Here is a 14,882-nt window from a genome sequence, read left to right as displayed (position 1 = left end):
GTTGACTGGTTATGGGAGGTACCGATGAAGACCGCGAACCACCAGGGCACGCCGGTGCGAGAGACGATGCGCTGGGAACCGATCGACAAGACCGCGCGCGAGCGCGCCGAGGCCAATCTCACGGCGTACGAGATGGCGTGCCGGGAATTCACCTGGGAGTCCGCGCGCCGCTGTCTGGACGGGCTGCCCGGCGGGGGTCTGAACATCGCCCACGAAGCCGTCGACCGGCATCTGGGCACGCCGCTGGCCGATACGCCGGCGCTGCGCTGGCTGCCGGCCGCGGGTGATGCCACCACCCTCACCTACGCCGAACTCGCCACGCTCAGCAACAGATTCGCGCACGTGCTGCGTGACCTGGGCGTGCGCCGCGGTGACCGGGTGTGTCTGTTGCTGGGCCGCACCCCGGAGCTGTTCATCGCCTGCCTCGGGGCGTGGAAGGCCGGGTGCGTCGTGGTGCCGCTGTTCTCCGCATTCGGTCCCGAGCCGGTGCGGCAGCGGCTCGAGATATCCGGCGCGACGACGCTGATCACCACCGTGGACCAGTATCGCCGCAAGATCGCATCGAATCGCGAGGCGGTGCCCGCGTTGCGGCACGTGCTGCTCACCGACGCCGGCGTCGACGATCCGCAGATCGACGACACCGTGGGTCTGGCCTTGGCGATGGCACTGGTTCCCGAGGAGTTCCCGATCGTGCGAACCGGCCCCGAGGATCCCGCCCTGCTGCACTTCACCAGCGGCACCACCGGAATGCCCAAGGGCGCGGTGCACGTGCACGGGGCCGTGCTCGCGCACCGGATCAGCGCTCACTACGCTCTGGACCTGCGCCCGGGCGACATCTTCTGGTGCACAGCCGATCCCGGCTGGGTCACCGGGATGACGTACGGCGTCATCGCGCCCCTCGCTCTGGGCGTCACGCTGATCAGCGACGAGGCCGAGTTCGATGCCCGGCGCTGGTATGACATCCTCACCACCGAGCGGGTCTCGGTGTGGTACACCGCCCCGACCGCGTTGCGCATGCTCATGCGCCGCGGTGACGAGCTGCCCGCGGGCACCGACCTGTCGAGCCTGCGGTTCGTCGCGAGCGTGGGCGAACCGCTCAACCCCGAGGCCGTCGTCTGGGGCAAACGGGTGCTCGGCCATGCGGTGCACGACAACTGGTGGCAGACCGAAACCGGCGCGATCATGATCGCCAACCTGGCTGCCGAGCAGATCCGGCCCGGTTCGATGGGCCGCCCGCTGCCCGGGATCGAAGCCACGGTCCTGCGCCGCGGCCCCGACGGCCGCGCCGCGATCACCGACGGCGCGGTCGAGTACGCGGCCGACGACGAGGTCGGCGAGCTCGCCCTGCGGGCCGGCTGGCCCTCGATGTTCCGCGGCTATCGCAACGAACCCGTCAAGTACGCACGGGCTTTCGCGGCCGGCTGGTATCTGAGCGGGGACCTGGCGCGGCGCGACGGCGACGGGTACTTCTGGTTCGTCGGCCGGGCCGACGACGTGATCAAATCCGCGGGGCACCTGATCGGACCGTTCGAGGTCGAGAGCGTGCTGATGGCGCATCCGGCCGTCGCCGAAGCCGGGGTGATCGGCACCCCCGACCCGGTGGCGGGCGAGCTGGTCAAAGCCTTCGTGCAACTGCGGCCCGGCCACGAACCCTCGCCGGAGCTGCACGACGACATCATCGCCTTCGGCAGAAGGCAATTGGGGGCGGTCGCGCCCAAGCAGATCGTGTTCACCGAGTCGCTGCCGCACACCCGCAGCGGAAAGGTGATGCGGCGCCTGTTGAAGGCCCGCGACCGCGGACTTCCCGAGGGCGACGTCTCGACGCTGGAGAGCGCCCGATGACCGCGGCGATCGACCAGGCCGCGATCGACGAGCGAATCGCGTTGCTGCGTCAGATGATCCGCATCCGCCGCTTCGAAGAACGCTGTGTCCAGCTCTACAGCACCGAGGCCATTCGCGGATTCCTGCACCTGTCGATCGGGGAGGAAGCGGTGGCCGCCGGACTGCTGAGCGTCCTGGAGCCCGGTGACGCGGTCGTGTCGACCTACCGTGAGCACGGGCACGCGCTGGCCCGCGGCGTCCCGATGGACGCCGTCATGGCCGAGATGTACGGCCGGGCCACCGGATGCAGCCACGGGCGCGGCGGGTCCATGCACCTGTTCGACGGGGAGCGCCGCTTCTACGGCGGCAACGCCATCGTCGGCGGCGGGCTGCCGCTGGCGGTGGGGCTGGCGCTCGCGGACTCGCTGCGTGGTGAGAACACCGTGACCGTGTGCCTGTTCGGCGACGGCGCGGTCGCGGAGGGGGAATTCCACGAATGCCTGAACCTGGCCGCGCTGTGGCGGCTGCCGGTCCTGTTCGCCTGTGAGAACAATCAGTACGCGATGGGAACGGCGTTGCGCCGCGAACACGCGGTCACCGATCTCTCGCTGCGAGCCGCTGGGTACGGGCTGGCGTCGTGGCCGGTCGACGGCATGGACGCGGTCGAGGTCGCGGCGGCGGCGCGCCGGGCCCTGGAGTCCATTCGCGGCGGGCGCGGCCCGTGCTTCCTGGAGTTGCGCACCTACCGCTTCCGCGCGCATTCGATGTACGACGCCGACCGCTACCGCGACAAGGCCGAGATCGAGCGATGGAAAGCCCGCGACCCGATTCCACGGCTGTTCGCCGAGCTGTCCGCCGCCGGAGCCGTCGCATCGGATGCGCAGGTGAAGCTGGAGGCGGAGGTCGACGCGGAGATCGACGCCGCGGTCGCCGCGGCCGAGGCCGCGCCGCTGGAACTGGTCACCGACCTGACCCGCCACGTGTACGCGGAGACGAGATGACCACCTATCGCGAAGCCGTCCGGGAAGCGTTGCGCGAAGCCCTGATCCGCGATGAGCGGGTCTTCCTGATGGGGGAGGACGTGGGCGCGTACGGTGGCTGCTTCGGCGTGAGCCGGGGACTGCTCGACGAGTTCGGCCCCGAGCGCGTCCGTGACACCCCATTGAGCGAGTCCGCCTTCGTCGGCGCGGGCATCGGTGCGGCGCTGGGCGGCCTGCGGCCGATCGTGGAGATCATGACCGTCAACTTCAGCCTGCTGGCGCTGGACCAGATCCTCAACAACGCGGCCACTTTGCGGCACATGTCCGGCGGTCAGCTCGGGGTGCCGCTGGTGATCCGGATGGCCACCGGTGCGGGACGCCAACTGGGAGCCCAGCATTCGCACAGCCTCGAGGCGTTCTACGCGCACATCCCGGGCCTACGCGTGTTGTCGCCCGCCACCGTCGCGGACGCGCGCGGCATGCTCTGGACCGCGCTGCAGGATCCGGATCCGGTGCTGATCTTCGAGCCGATCGCGCTCTACAACAGCGAAGGCGAGCTGCCCTCGGATGCCGGTGCGGTCGATATCGATGCGGCTGTCGTCCGGCGCTCCGGAACCGACGCCACCCTGGTGTCCTACGGTGGCGCGTTGCGCGTGGCGGAGGCCGCGGCCGAACAGCTGGCCGGTGAGGGCATTTCCGCCGAGGTCATCGACCTGCGCACGCTGCGCCCCCTCGACGAGGCGACCGTCCTCGCGTCGATCGCCCGCACGCACCGCCTGATCGTCGTGGACGAAGGCTGGCGCAGCGTCGGCATCGCCGCCGAAATCGCCGCTCGCGCAGCGGAGAACGGCTACTACCTGCTCGACGCCCCGATCGCGCGGGTGTGCACCGCCGAGGTGCCGATCCCCTATGCCCGTCAGCTCGAGGAGGCGGCGCTGCCACAACCCGACATCGTCGCCGAGGCCGTCCGCAAGGCGGTGAACTGAGGTGGCCGAGTTCCGGATGCCGTCGCTCGGCGCGGACATGACCGAGGGCGTGCTGCTCGAATGGCGGGTGCGACCGGGCGACACCGTGCACAAGGGCGATGTGGTGGCCGAGGTCGACACCACCAAGGCGGCGATCGAGGTCGAATGCTTCGACGACGGCGTCATCGGCGAACTGCTCGTTCCCGAGGGAGCTACGGTGCCTGTCGGAACACCACTGGCGACCATCGAGACCTCCCCGTCCGCGGCCACCGCCGCGCCGGCGGTCACGACCGTACCGGTCGGCGCGAAAGCCGGTGGCGCGCAGTCCGAGACGGGGGCGCCGGAGCAGCCCACTCGGCCGGTCGGCCCAGCCCCCGCACTGCCGCACGGTCACGACGGACACGAGTCCACGCTTCGAGCGACACCGCTCATCCGGCGCCTCGCCGCCGAAGCGGGGATCGATCTGGCGACCGTGCACGGCTCCGCGCCCGGCGGTCGCATCGTCCGGGCGGATATCGACCGCGCGGTGACCGAACGCCTTGGCGCGTCCGACACCTGGGTGCGCGCCACCGGCTACGCGCGGGCGCTGGCGAACGAAACCGGTGTGGATCTCACCGGAGTGACCGGCAGCGGACCCGATGGCGCGGTCCGGGCGGCCGACGTGCGGGCGGCAGCGTCCCCGCCCGCGGCCGAAACGACGTCCACCCCGAGCCGATCCGCCGTGCAATCGGAGCGGTCGAGAAGCGAGGGAGCGGCAACGGCCCGTCCCGAGCGGGGACGCCCTGCGCCGCAACACGATCCGGCGGAGGTCCGCAAACTGATCGCGGCCGCGATGACGAGATCCAAACGCACCGTCCCGCACTACTACCTGTCGAGCACCATCGATATGACCCGCGCGCGCGATTGGCTCGCCGAACACAACCGCCAGGTCCCCGTCGCGGACCGAATCCTGCCCGCCGCCCTGCTGTTGGCGGCCGTCGCCCGTGCGGCCACCGTGGTGCCGGAGCTCAACGGTCACTGGATCGACGACGAATTCCACGCCGCCTCGGCCGTTCACCTGGGTGTCGTGGTCTCCATGCGCGCGGGCGGCATCATCGTCCCCACCATCCCCGACGCCGACCGCCTCGCCCTGCCGGCCGTGATGACCGCCCTGCGCGGCGTCGCCGAACGCGCCCGCGCCGTCCGCCTGCGCTCGACCGACGCGACCCCCGCCACCATCACCGTCACCAATCTCGGTGACTTGGGCGTGGATTCGGTCTTCGGCGTCATCGCCGCCCCGCAGGTCGCGATCGTCGGTTTCGGCGCGGTGACCGAGCGTCCCTGCGCGGTCGACGGCCTGCTCGGCGTGCGCCCCCAGCTCACCGCGACCCTCTCCGCCGACCACCGCGCCTCCGACGGCGCGATCGGCGCCCGCTTCCTCCATACCGTCGACGCTCTGCTGCAAACCCCCGAGGAGCTCTGAAAGCCATGGCCACCACCCTGTCCGGCGAGGTCGCCGACGGTCTCGTCCGCGATGCCCTGCACGGCTTCGACACTCCCGACCGCCTGGCGTCGCTGCCCGGCGACGCTCCACTGCGTGCGACCCTGGCGCTCGATTCCCTGGATTTCCTCACTTTCGTCGAACGCCTCTCCGCCGCGGCGGATCGCCGCATCGAGGAATCGGACTATCCCCGTCTGGCCACCATCGCCGCCTGCGTCGAGTTTCTGACCGGGGGGTGAGCCGGGCCCGGTCCGCGCCGAGGAAGTCATCACACCGAGAGGCGGACCCGTTCGGCGCCCGGCTCCCGGGCGCCGGTGCGACGCCGGATCAGCCAGCGACGGAATTCGTCCGCGCCCCACACGATCAGGGGGAAGGGCGCGGTGAAGGCGAGCATGGCGGGGGTGAGGGCGGCGGTGCCCAGGAGAGCGTGCAAGGGCGGGAGGTAGATGATGGCGGCGGTGAAGGCGAGCTCGAAGGCTATGCCCCACAACAGCAGTGGATTGGAGAAGACGCCGATCGAGCGCAGGGAGGCGTGTTCGGTGCGGGCGGCGAAGGCGGTGCCGATCTGGCCGGTGACCATGCCCAGCAGGGTCATGGTGGTGGCCTGCTGGTAGGCGTGGTGCAGGGGAGTCCCAGGGCCGGTGGGCGCGCCCGGATGCCAGCCGGCGCGCAACAGCACGAAGAAGAATCCCGCCATCGCCAACCCCGCGCACAACACGCCGAGGAACAGCCAGGCGCGCAACAGCATCCGGGCGCGGATCACCGGTTCGCCGCTGGGGCGGGGCGGCTGATGCATGAGGCCGGGTTCGGCGGGCTCGCGGCCCAGCGCCAGCGCCGGCAGGGTTTCGGTGCCGACGTCGAAGGACAGCAGTTGCAGGACGGTGAGCGGGAGCGGTACCGCCCCGCCCGAGAGCGCGAACACCAGGAACGGCACGATTTCGGGGGTGGCGTGGGCGAAGATGTAGAAGATGAACTTGCGGATGTTGACGTAGACGCGCCGGCCCGCGCGGATGGCGGCGGTGATGGTGGCGAAGTTGTCGTCGGTCAGCACCATGATGGCCGCCTCGCGGGCGACGTCGGTTCCCGAGCGTCCCATGGCGATACCGATATCGGCGCGCCGCAGGGCGGGGGCGTCGTTGACGCCGTCCCCGGTCATGGCCACCACATGGCCCGCGGCCCGCAGCGCGTCGGCGATGCGGAGCTTCGCCTCGGGGGAGGAGCGGGCGAAGATCAGGTCGGCGCCGCCCGCGAGCAGCCGGTCGAGGTCGTCCTCGCTCATGCGGTCGAGTTCTGCACCGGTCACGATGACCGGCTCGGCGCGGGTGATGCCCACCTGCGCGGCCACCGCGGCGGCGGTGAGGCCGTGATCGCCGGTGATGACGATGATCCGGATTCCGGCGGTGTGACAGGCGGCCACGGCGTCGGCGACCTCGGCGCGCGGCGGATCCTCCATCGCCACCACACCGAGCAGGGTCAATCCGCGCTCGGCGTCGTCCGGCCGGGTGGGATCGGGTTCGCCGTCGTCCAGGGCGCGTTCGGCCACGGCCAGCACCCGAAGTCCCCGCCGGGCCAGCTCGTCGACCACGTCATTCAGCTGCCGCCGCCGCGCAGAGGTGAGGGAGACGGGCCGCCCCTGGCTGTCGAGTTCCAGGACGCACAGCGGCAGTACCGCTTCGGGCGCTCCCTTGGCATGGATCACACGCGCACCGGATGCTCCGGCATCGAGGGTGGACATCCGCTTGCGCGCCGAATCGAAGTGGAACTGGCGGATCCGCCGCTGTCGGCGCAGGTTCTCGTCCACTGGAAAGCCGAGTGCCACAGCGGTTTCGAGTAAGGCGACCTCGGTCGGATCGCCGGAGGGAAGGTGATCGCCGGAGCCGGTGACCCGCGCGTTGTTGCAGGCGGTCATGGCCGCGGCCATCCGGTCCAGGGTGACGTGGCGGGCCGGCGCGTGATCCGGCGCGAAGTCGAACCGCCCGCCCGCGGTGTGCGCCACCACGACGCGCATCCGGTTCTCGGTGAGGGTGCCGGTCTTGTCGGTGCAGATGACATCGGTGGATCCGAGGGTCTCGACCGCGCTGAGCCGCTTCATCACCGCCCCGCGCCGGGCGAGTTCGCGCACGCCGATACCCAGCGCCAGGGTGATCACCGGAAGCAGACCCTCGGGAACATTGCCGACCAGGAGCCCGACCGCGAACACCACCGCGTTCACGAACGAGAGTCCGGCTCCGAGAGTGGCCAGCGGAATGAACGCCGCCCCGAGCGCCACCGACACCAGAGCGATCAGCCAGGCCACCCGGCGCACCTGATGTTCGAGCGGACTCTCGTCGCGGCGCACCCGTTCCGAGAGCGCGGCGATACGGCCCAGTTCCGAACGCATACCGGTCGCGTACACCACTGCCCGGGCCTCGCCCTCGGTGCACGTCGTACCGCTGAACACGAGATCGCGGGCGTGCAGCAGCGGCACTCCGGCGTCGGCGAGGTCAGCGGACCGGTAGACCGGCATGGACTCACCGGTCAACGCCGACATGTCGACTTCGATGCCGCCGTCGAGGACGCGGGCATCCGCGGAGATCCGTTCGCCCTCGGAGATGATCAGCACATCGCCCGGAACCAGGTCGGTGGCCTCGATGTCGGCGACCGACCGGTCTCGCAGGACCCGTGCACGCCGCGGCAGATACGCGGCCAGCGCCTCCACCGCCCGCTCGGCATGACGTTCCTGCGCGAACGCGAATCCGGCGTTGATGACGATGACGATGAGGACGGCGATGGCGACCGGCACGATACCCACCGCCCACGCCAATCCCGCCGCGGCCCAGAGCAACAGCGCGAGCGGATGGGTGAACTGCCGGGCCAGCTCGCGCGGCCAGGCCCGCCCGCCGCGGCGCTCGAGCTGATTCGGCCCGACCTGGACCAGCCGTCGGCGGGCCTCGCGATCGGTCAGTCCGGTCCGGCTGCTGCGCAGGTCGCGCAGCAGGGCGTCGATGCGTTCGGTGGGATCGGGCCCGGTCGCGACCGGGGCCACCGTGGTCGGCGCGGCATCGGATCGGGTCATGGGTGTTCGCCGCCGGGCGCGCACGGGGATTCATCGGTGACGTTCCACGCGAGCAAAGCCCGTGCGACGGTGGCGTCGATCGGTGCGGCGGTATCCAGCGGTGTGGCCGTCGGCCAGGGCGCGGCGACGGCGGCCATGGCCTTCGCGATCTGCGGGGTGGCGTCCGAGTCGCCGCGGGGGCGGCTCCCGATGCGGGCGGCGGCGATCGGCGGCGGGCACGCGCAGCGCAGTTCGATCGAATCGGCATGCGTCCGTGTGGCGAGGGCCAGGGCGCGGGCGCGTTCCTCCGCGTCGATCCACGCGGCATCGAGGATGACCGAGACACCATGGGTGAGTCGCTGGTGCGCGAGTTCGAGCATGCGCGAGTAGACGAGCGCCTTCGCCTCGGGGACGTATGCTCCCTCGTCCAGGACGCCGGTGGTTCCGGTGATCGCTCCCCGAGCGCGAAGCTCCGCGCGCACGGTATCGCTGGAGATGACCTCCGCGCCCGTTTCGTGCGCCAAAGCCGCTGCGATGGTGGACTTTCCGGTTCCCGGCAGTCCGCCGACGAGCGCCAGCCGCACCGCGCCCGCTGCCAGATGCCGCAGCGCCAGATCCACGTGCCGGCGGGCGTGGGCCGCGTATTCCGGTTCGCCCTGTGCGGACCGGATGCGATCGGTCTTCGCGCGCACGGTGGCCCGGTAAGCGAGATAGTGGTGGCGCAGCGAAGCGGGCGGGGCATCGCCCGCGGCACGCAGGTACTCGTCGAGGAAGGCCTCCGACAGCGCTGTCCGCCCTCGGAATTCGAGATCCATGGCCAGGAACGCGGCGTCGTCGAGGCCGTCGACGTAGCGCAGGGAGTCGTCGAAGTCGAGACAGTCCAGGATCCGGAATCCGTCGCTCAGCGCGAAGATGTCCTCGGTCAGCAGATCGCCGTGACCGTCGAGGATCCGGCCCGCGGCGATGCGCCCCGCCAGCAGCGGCGCGCGGCCGTCGAGGAACCGCAGCGCCAGCCGCTCGAGCCGGGCGACGACTGCGGTCTCGAGCTCGTCAGGCGGTTGGGATCGCAGGCCGTTCAACAGAATTTCCCATCGCCGGCGCAGCGCGTCGGGCGTTCCGGCGCGATCGATCGCGGGGCCGCGGGCCGCGTTGCGGTGGAATTGGGCCAGCATCACGGCCAGTTCGGCGAGCTGATCGCAGCCGATCTCCCCGGTGGCCACCAGTGTGCTCAGACGGCGTGATTCGGGCATGCGCCGCATGATCAGCACCGGTTCGGCCGGACCGCCCAGCGGATCGGTGAGATGGGCCAGTCCCAGATAGACATCCGCGGCCCAGCGCCGGTTCAACTCGAGTTCCCGCCGCAGCGCGCGGTCGCGGGCCACGACGGTGGAGAAATCCAGGAAGTCGGTGGAGACCGGCTTCTTCACCTTGTACGCGCGGTCGCCGAACAGCACCACGAGCCCGGTGTGGGTTTCTCGCATCTCCGGCGAAAGCTGGGTTCGGTCGGCCCTGTCGAGTGGCGGCTCGGTCGTGGTGGTCATCGATGGACCGCCTCGGCGTTCACGTCCGGGGCGGGCCCGTCGGGGAGCACCAGCACCGGGCAGGACGCATGGCAGACCAGATCCTGGGTCGTCCGGCCGAGCCGGGTGGGCGCGATGGCCTCGCCATCGTGGGTGACCACGACGAGCTGGGCGGTGGCGCTGAACCGCTCGACCGCGCTCACCACATCACCGACCACGGTCACCGGCCGGAACCCGACGTCGGGAAAGTCGCGCCGGCAGTGCCTGATCTGCGCATCGGTGACCAGTGCGGGGGAGCTTCCCCATTCCTCGACGCCAGTCCATGGCCGCCCCGGCCAGATCCGCGCCACGACCAGATCGGCGCCGCGTTCGTGTGCCGCCTGGAAGGCCGCCGACAGCGCGGGTTTCGCGGAGTGCCGGTCGGTGACGACCACCAGCACGTCTCCGTGTGTGGCGGCGGCCCACTCGGCGGCGCGGATCGCCGCGCGGGATCCGTCGATTCCGGCGATGACCGGCCCTCGCCGCGCATCCTCCGCCGGACGAACCGCAGCGCGCGACAGGGAGGCATCGGTATCCATGCCTTCAGCGTCGCGCTCGGGTCGCCGGGGAAAAAGAGGACTTCGGTCCCTCCCGAGACGACGACAGTCCCGGCCGGGGACTACCCCATGCCCTACCGCTCCACCCTGATCGGGCGTGAAATCAGCTGTGTCAGAACATTTCCCGCCGGAACCCCAGAAGGTGGCCGATGTCGATCCTGACATTGACGATGAACCCGGCGATCGATATCGCCACCACCGCCGGACACATCGCGCCGACGGACAAGATCCGCTGTACCGCACCGAGATTCGACCCCGGCGGGGGTGGGATCAATGTCGCTCGCACGATTGCCGCGCTGGGGGAACCGGTGACCGCGATATTCCCGGCGGGCGGACCGCCGGGCCGGCTCCTCGAACAGCTGGTGCGCGACGCCGCGATCCCGGTGCTGCCGGTACCGGTCGGCGAACACACCCGGGAGAGCTTCTCGGTGTCCGCGGCCGACACCGGCGCGCAATACCGCTTCGTACTGCCGGGTCCACGGCTGACGGCGCCGGAGGTGCACCGCTGCCTGGCCCGGATCGAACGTGCCGCACAGGAATGCCGATACGTCGTCGCCAGCGGCAGTCTGCCGCCCGGAGTTCCGGTGACCTTCTATCAGAGCCTGGCCGATCTGTTGGGTGACCTCGGCGTTCCGCTGGTGCTCGATACGTCGGGGGCCGCATTGCACGCGGTCCGCCGGGGCGTCCACCTGATCAAGCCGAGCGCGCGTGAACTGGCCGACTACGCCGGTCGTGCGCTGCCGGACCGCGAGTCCAGGATCGCCGCCGCGCGCGAACTCGTGGACCAGGGGGTCAGTGAGGTCGTCGTGGTGTCCATGGGACCCGATGGCACCCTTGCGGTGACCCGCGACGACGCCCACTGGATCGCCTCGATCGAGGTCCCGGTGCGCAGTGGAATCGGCGCCGGTGACGCTCAGGTGGGCGGGATCGTGGTGGGCCTCGCGCGTGGCTACCCGCTCGATGCCGCCGTGCGCCTGGGCATCGCGGCCGCGACCGCCGCACTCGTGACGCCGGGGACAGGGCCGGGCCGCCCGGACCGGATCGCCGAACTGTTCCACCAGCTGACTCCACGGTCGGACGGTGGTCGAGGGCAACTGGCCGTCCCGCTCTGAAACACCAACCCGTACCGAAACAGGGGAAGACACCCATGAAAGCCCGGATTCTGGTCGCGTACGCGACCCGCTACGGCGCGACCGAGGAGATCGCCGAATTCGTCGCCGTCACACTGCGCGAATCGGGATTCGAGGTCGACTGCCGCGCCATGCGCGAGGTGTCCTCGATCGACGACTACCGCGCCGTCATCGTGGGTGCGCCCTTCTACTACGGTCGCTGGCCGCGCCCGGCACGCCGCTTCCTGAGCCGATTCGGCCCGGTGCTGGCGCACCGCGATGTCGCGGTCTTCGCGACCGGCCGGATCGAGCCGACCCGGCCCGAATCCGACGTCCGTCCCCAGCTGGACGCATTGCTCGACCGCTACACCTGGCTCACGCCCTTCTCCCAGGCCCTGTTCGGCGGCCGGTGGGATCCCGCGGCGCTGCGCGGACTCGACCGCTGGATGCGGAAGCTACCCGGCTCTCCCCTGCACGTGCTACCGGCCACGGATCTGCGGGACTGGGAGGCGATCGGCGCCTGGGCCACCCATGTGGCCGCCGCATTGCATGCCGGTGCGGCACAGCCGAATCCGCCGGTCGCCCCGCCGCCGCGTACCTCGCGCGCCGGGGCGACGCTGGCCACCATCCGCAACTACATCGCCGAGCAGCAGCTGCCGCGGCGCCACTAGGTCGCGGGCTGCCCCGGAATCAGAGCCCGAGGGCCCGGACAGGCCGTGACATTGGTCTCTGGGACCCGATCCGCGGCGGCGAGATGCTCGATACATCCATCGTGACCAGGAGGAATCATGCCGGACACCGCGACCCCCCGATCGGATTCGGACCCGTGGCCCATCGTGGTCGGGGTGGACGGCTCCCAGACCTCCTACCAGGCGGTCGCCTGGGCCGCCGGCGAGGCCGAATCGCGCGGATGGCCACTGCACATCGTCGTGGCCTACGGCGTCCAGTCGAGTCGTGAGCCCTGGACCGCCCACGGGATGGCCGAGCACGCGGCGGTGCGGGACGAGGCGCGGCGCGTGCTGGCCGAGGCCGTCCGGACCGCTCACCACGTCGCGCCGGAGGACACCATCGCCCTCACCGCCGAGACAGTCGAAGAGCCGGCATTGCCGACGCTGATCGAACGATCCGAGCGGGCCCGAATGATGGTGGTGGGCAATCGCGGACGCGGTGCGATCCGGCGGGCCGTACTCGGCTCGGTGAGCGCAGGGCTGGCGCGCCGCGCGCACTGCCCGGTGGCCATCGTGCACGGAGAACCGGACCTCGGTCGCAGCACCCTGGACCGGCCGGTCGTCGTCGGCGTGGACGGCAGCGAGAACAGCCTGCCCGCCGTGCGGATGGCCTTCGAGGAGGCGTCGCTGCGCAAAGCCCCGCTGATCGCGGTGCATGCGTGGAGCGAAATCAGCGGCTTCGATCTGGAAGTGGCCGGGTGGAACGCGATCCGGCAGCACGAGGACGTGGTACTGGCCGAGGGCCTCGCGGGATTCGCCGAGGAATTCCCGGACGTGCGGGTCGAACGGCATATCCGCTGCGACACCCCGGTCCGCACCCTGCTCGACTTCGCCGACGGCGCACAGCTTCTCGTGGTCGGCTCGCACGGCCGCGGCGGCTTCGACGCGATGGTGCTCGGTTCGGTGAGCACCGCCGTGCTGTACGCGGCCACCTGCCCGGTGCTCGTGGTCCGATCCCGGCCGGCGACCCGATGACCAGCACAGACGCCTCGCGGTTCACCCGGCGCGAATTCCCGGAGGACCATCCCCACGGTTCGGCGCCGAGTGGCGTGCGGGTTCCGGCCCCCGTGGGACGGCCCGGGCAGACCTCGGCGATGATCGTGATGCGGGACCTGACCAAGTCCTACGGCCGCTCGCCCGCGCTGGCGGAGGTGAGCCTCGAGGTTCCCGACGGTGTGATTTTCGGCTACCTGGGACCCAACGGCGCGGGGAAGACGACGACCATTCGCATGCTGGTCGGTCTGATGCGCCCCACTCGCGGCTCGATCACCGTGGCCGGGGCCGACGTCGTGCGCGAGCGGTCGAGAGCGCAACGCCACATCGGTTATCTCCCAGGCCAGTTCGTCGCCTATCCGGACCTGACCGCCCGGCAGTACCTGAGCTACCTCGCCCGGTTGCGCGGCGGCGTCGAAGCCGCGGTGCTCGAGCGCCTCGTCGAGCGCTTGGATCTCGACACCTCGGTGCGGATCGGCGCCATGTCGCACGGCAATCGGCAGAAGGTCGGCATCGTGCAGGCCTTCATGACCGAGCCGGACCTGCTGGTGCTCGACGAGCCGACGCAGGGACTGGACCCGCTCATCCAGCGGGAATTCCTGACGATGCTGCGCGAGGTCCGGGATTCCGGGCGCACGGTGTTCCTGTCCTCGCACGTGCTCTCGGAGGTGCAGGCGGTCGCGGACACGGTCGCGATCCTGCGTCACGGCCGGTTGGTGGAGGTGCGGTCGGTCGCCGAGCTGACCGCGCAGTCGCTGCGCCGGATCGACCTCACCTTCGATGCGGCGCTACCGGATCCGACGCCGCTGCGGGCGGTGGAGGGGGTCCGATCGGTGGAGCGCGGCTCCGGTCATGTCTTACACGTCGAGGTCGACGGATCGACGGCGGAGCTGCTGAAGGTCGTCGCACCGTATGGCGTGTCCGACATCGTCAGCCACGAACCCGACCTCGAGGATGTCTTCCTCACCTACTACGGACAGGATCGCTGATGTTCGCCACGGTGTACCTGAAGTGCCTGCGTGATCAACGTCGCGGCCTGATCGGCTGGGGCATCGGCATCGTGGCGCTGGTGCTGCTGGAATCGGCGCTGTGGCCGTCGATCTCACACATTTCGGGCCTGAAGGAGATGCTTGCCAGCTATCCGGAATCCCTGCGCAAGCTGTTCGCGATCGAGGAATTCACCAGCGGCACCGGATTTCTCAATACCGAGCTGTACAGCATGATGCTGCCCATCCTGTTCCTGGTGTTCGCGATCTCGCGCGGCGCTCGCGCCATCGCGGGCGAGGAGGAGTCCGGCACGCTGGAGGTGCTGCTGATCACCCGGGTGACGCCGATGCGCCTGCTGCTGGAGCAGAGTGCGGTGCTGCTGACCGGGCTCACCATGCTCGGGGCCGTCCTGTTCGCCGCCGTGATCGGATGTTCCGCGGTGTTCGGGATGCAGGTCGGCATCAGTGCGGCCGCGACCGGCTCGGTCGCGATGATCGCATTGGCCGCGCCGTTCGGAGGACTGGCCCTGGCGATCGGCGCGGCCACCGGCCGACGGCGAGTGGCCCTCACGGGCGCGAGTGTCGCCGCCGTCGGCGCCTACGTCCTGTTCGCGGCCTCGCGGATCGTGGAGGCGGTGCGGCCGTGGGGACCGTGGTCGCCGTTTCACCA

13 protein-coding genes are annotated in these 14,882 nt (G+C 70.6%); 10 read left to right on the top strand and 3 right to left on the bottom strand.

Annotation, left to right across the window (positions count from 1 at the left end; all coding sequences use genetic code 11):
- Positions 1-24: 24 nt before the first annotated feature.
- From acsA to ACFV4K_RS20370, 5 genes are read left to right on the top strand one after another with little or no spacing between them, the layout of a single operon-like run.
- Entirely contained in the window at positions 25-1,842 is a 1,818-nt protein-coding gene (acsA, locus tag ACFV4K_RS20390) for an acetate--CoA ligase (protein ID WP_379276792.1), read from the top strand.
- Complete coding sequence (gene pdhA / locus ACFV4K_RS20385; RefSeq protein ID WP_379276791.1) at positions 1,839-2,822, top strand: pyruvate dehydrogenase (acetyl-transferring) E1 component subunit alpha; 984 nt, start codon at positions 1,839-1,841, stop codon at positions 2,820-2,822. The genes acsA and pdhA overlap by 4 nt, the downstream gene beginning before the upstream one ends.
- The gene (locus ACFV4K_RS20380) at positions 2,819-3,787 is read left to right on the top strand and encodes an alpha-ketoacid dehydrogenase subunit beta (RefSeq protein WP_379276789.1); all 969 of its coding nucleotides are present in this window, start codon (positions 2,819-2,821) and stop codon (positions 3,785-3,787) included. The genes pdhA and ACFV4K_RS20380 overlap by 4 nt, the downstream gene beginning before the upstream one ends.
- Position 3,788: 1 nt before the next feature.
- Entirely contained in the window at positions 3,789-5,228 is a 1,440-nt protein-coding gene (locus tag ACFV4K_RS20375; RefSeq protein WP_379276788.1) for a 2-oxo acid dehydrogenase subunit E2, read from the top strand.
- Between the two features lie 5 nt (positions 5,229-5,233).
- On the top strand, positions 5,234-5,485 hold the full coding sequence (locus ACFV4K_RS20370) for a hypothetical protein (protein ID WP_357283770.1): 252 nt from the start codon (positions 5,234-5,236) through the stop codon (positions 5,483-5,485).
- Between the two features lie 29 nt (positions 5,486-5,514).
- On the opposite strand, the gene ACFV4K_RS20365 is transcribed toward ACFV4K_RS20370, so the two are convergent.
- The 3 genes from ACFV4K_RS20365 to ACFV4K_RS20355 are packed head-to-tail and all read right to left on the bottom strand — an operon-like array spanning position 5,515 to position 10,378.
- A complete protein-coding gene (locus ACFV4K_RS20365) occupies positions 5,515-8,301 on the bottom strand; it encodes a cation-translocating P-type ATPase (protein WP_379276786.1) in 2,787 nt (928 codons plus the stop codon).
- Entirely contained in the window at positions 8,298-9,821 is a 1,524-nt protein-coding gene (locus ACFV4K_RS20360; RefSeq protein WP_379276785.1) for an AAA family ATPase, read from the bottom strand. The genes ACFV4K_RS20365 and ACFV4K_RS20360 overlap by 4 nt, the downstream gene beginning before the upstream one ends.
- Entirely contained in the window at positions 9,818-10,378 is a 561-nt protein-coding gene (locus tag ACFV4K_RS20355; RefSeq protein ID WP_379276783.1) for a universal stress protein, read from the bottom strand. The genes ACFV4K_RS20360 and ACFV4K_RS20355 overlap by 4 nt, the downstream gene beginning before the upstream one ends.
- A gap of 167 nt (positions 10,379-10,545) precedes the next feature.
- Between ACFV4K_RS20355 and ACFV4K_RS20350 the strand changes: the two genes are divergently transcribed.
- From ACFV4K_RS20350 to ACFV4K_RS20330, 5 genes are all read left to right on the top strand, one after another.
- Positions 10,546-11,508 (top strand): 1-phosphofructokinase family hexose kinase, encoded by a 963-nt coding sequence (locus ACFV4K_RS20350; RefSeq protein WP_379276781.1) that lies wholly within the window; start codon positions 10,546-10,548, stop codon positions 11,506-11,508.
- Positions 11,509-11,543: 35 nt separating this feature from the next.
- A complete protein-coding gene (locus ACFV4K_RS20345; RefSeq protein ID WP_379276780.1) occupies positions 11,544-12,176 on the top strand; it encodes a flavodoxin domain-containing protein in 633 nt (210 codons plus the stop codon).
- A gap of 117 nt (positions 12,177-12,293) precedes the next feature.
- Positions 12,294-13,208, top strand: coding sequence for a universal stress protein (locus ACFV4K_RS20340; protein WP_379276778.1), 915 nt, complete (start codon positions 12,294-12,296; stop codon positions 13,206-13,208).
- Entirely contained in the window at positions 13,205-14,215 is a 1,011-nt protein-coding gene (locus ACFV4K_RS20335; protein ID WP_379276777.1) for an ABC transporter ATP-binding protein, read from the top strand. Before ACFV4K_RS20340 ends, ACFV4K_RS20335 begins: the two co-directional genes overlap by 4 nt.
- Positions 14,215-14,882, top strand: a 668-nt coding sequence (locus ACFV4K_RS20330; protein ID WP_379276775.1) for an ABC transporter permease, incomplete at its 3' end; no start/stop codon positions are given. The genes ACFV4K_RS20335 and ACFV4K_RS20330, both read left to right, overlap by 1 nt.

The sequence above is a fragment of the Nocardia sp. NPDC059764 genome (assembly GCF_042732555.1).
GTDB lineage: Bacteria > Actinomycetota > Actinomycetes > Mycobacteriales > Mycobacteriaceae > Nocardia.
The sequence above is the reverse complement of the archived record's forward strand: the minus strand, read 5'-3'. Positions and strand labels throughout refer to the sequence as shown.

Coding starts and splice junctions, on each gene's coding strand:
- acsA (WP_379276792.1), top strand. CDS start 25: ATGAAGACCGCGAACCACCAGGGCACGCCGGTGCGAGAGACGATGCGC.
- pdhA (WP_379276791.1), top strand. CDS start 1,839: ATGACCGCGGCGATCGACCAGGCCGCGATCGACGAGCGAATCGCGTTG.
- ACFV4K_RS20380 (WP_379276789.1), top strand. CDS start 2,819: ATGACCACCTATCGCGAAGCCGTCCGGGAAGCGTTGCGCGAAGCCCTG.
- ACFV4K_RS20370 (WP_357283770.1), top strand. CDS start 5,234: ATGGCCACCACCCTGTCCGGCGAGGTCGCCGACGGTCTCGTCCGCGAT.
- ACFV4K_RS20365 (WP_379276786.1), bottom strand. CDS start 8,301: ATGACCCGATCCGATGCCGCGCCGACCACGGTGGCCCCGGTCGCGACC.
- ACFV4K_RS20360 (WP_379276785.1), bottom strand. CDS start 9,821: ATGACCACCACGACCGAGCCGCCACTCGACAGGGCCGACCGAACCCAG.
- ACFV4K_RS20355 (WP_379276783.1), bottom strand. CDS start 10,378: ATGGATACCGATGCCTCCCTGTCGCGCGCTGCGGTTCGTCCGGCGGAG.
- ACFV4K_RS20350 (WP_379276781.1), top strand. CDS start 10,546: ATGTCGATCCTGACATTGACGATGAACCCGGCGATCGATATCGCCACC.
- ACFV4K_RS20345 (WP_379276780.1), top strand. CDS start 11,544: ATGAAAGCCCGGATTCTGGTCGCGTACGCGACCCGCTACGGCGCGACC.
- ACFV4K_RS20340 (WP_379276778.1), top strand. CDS start 12,294: ATGCCGGACACCGCGACCCCCCGATCGGATTCGGACCCGTGGCCCATC.
- ACFV4K_RS20335 (WP_379276777.1), top strand. CDS start 13,205: ATGACCAGCACAGACGCCTCGCGGTTCACCCGGCGCGAATTCCCGGAG.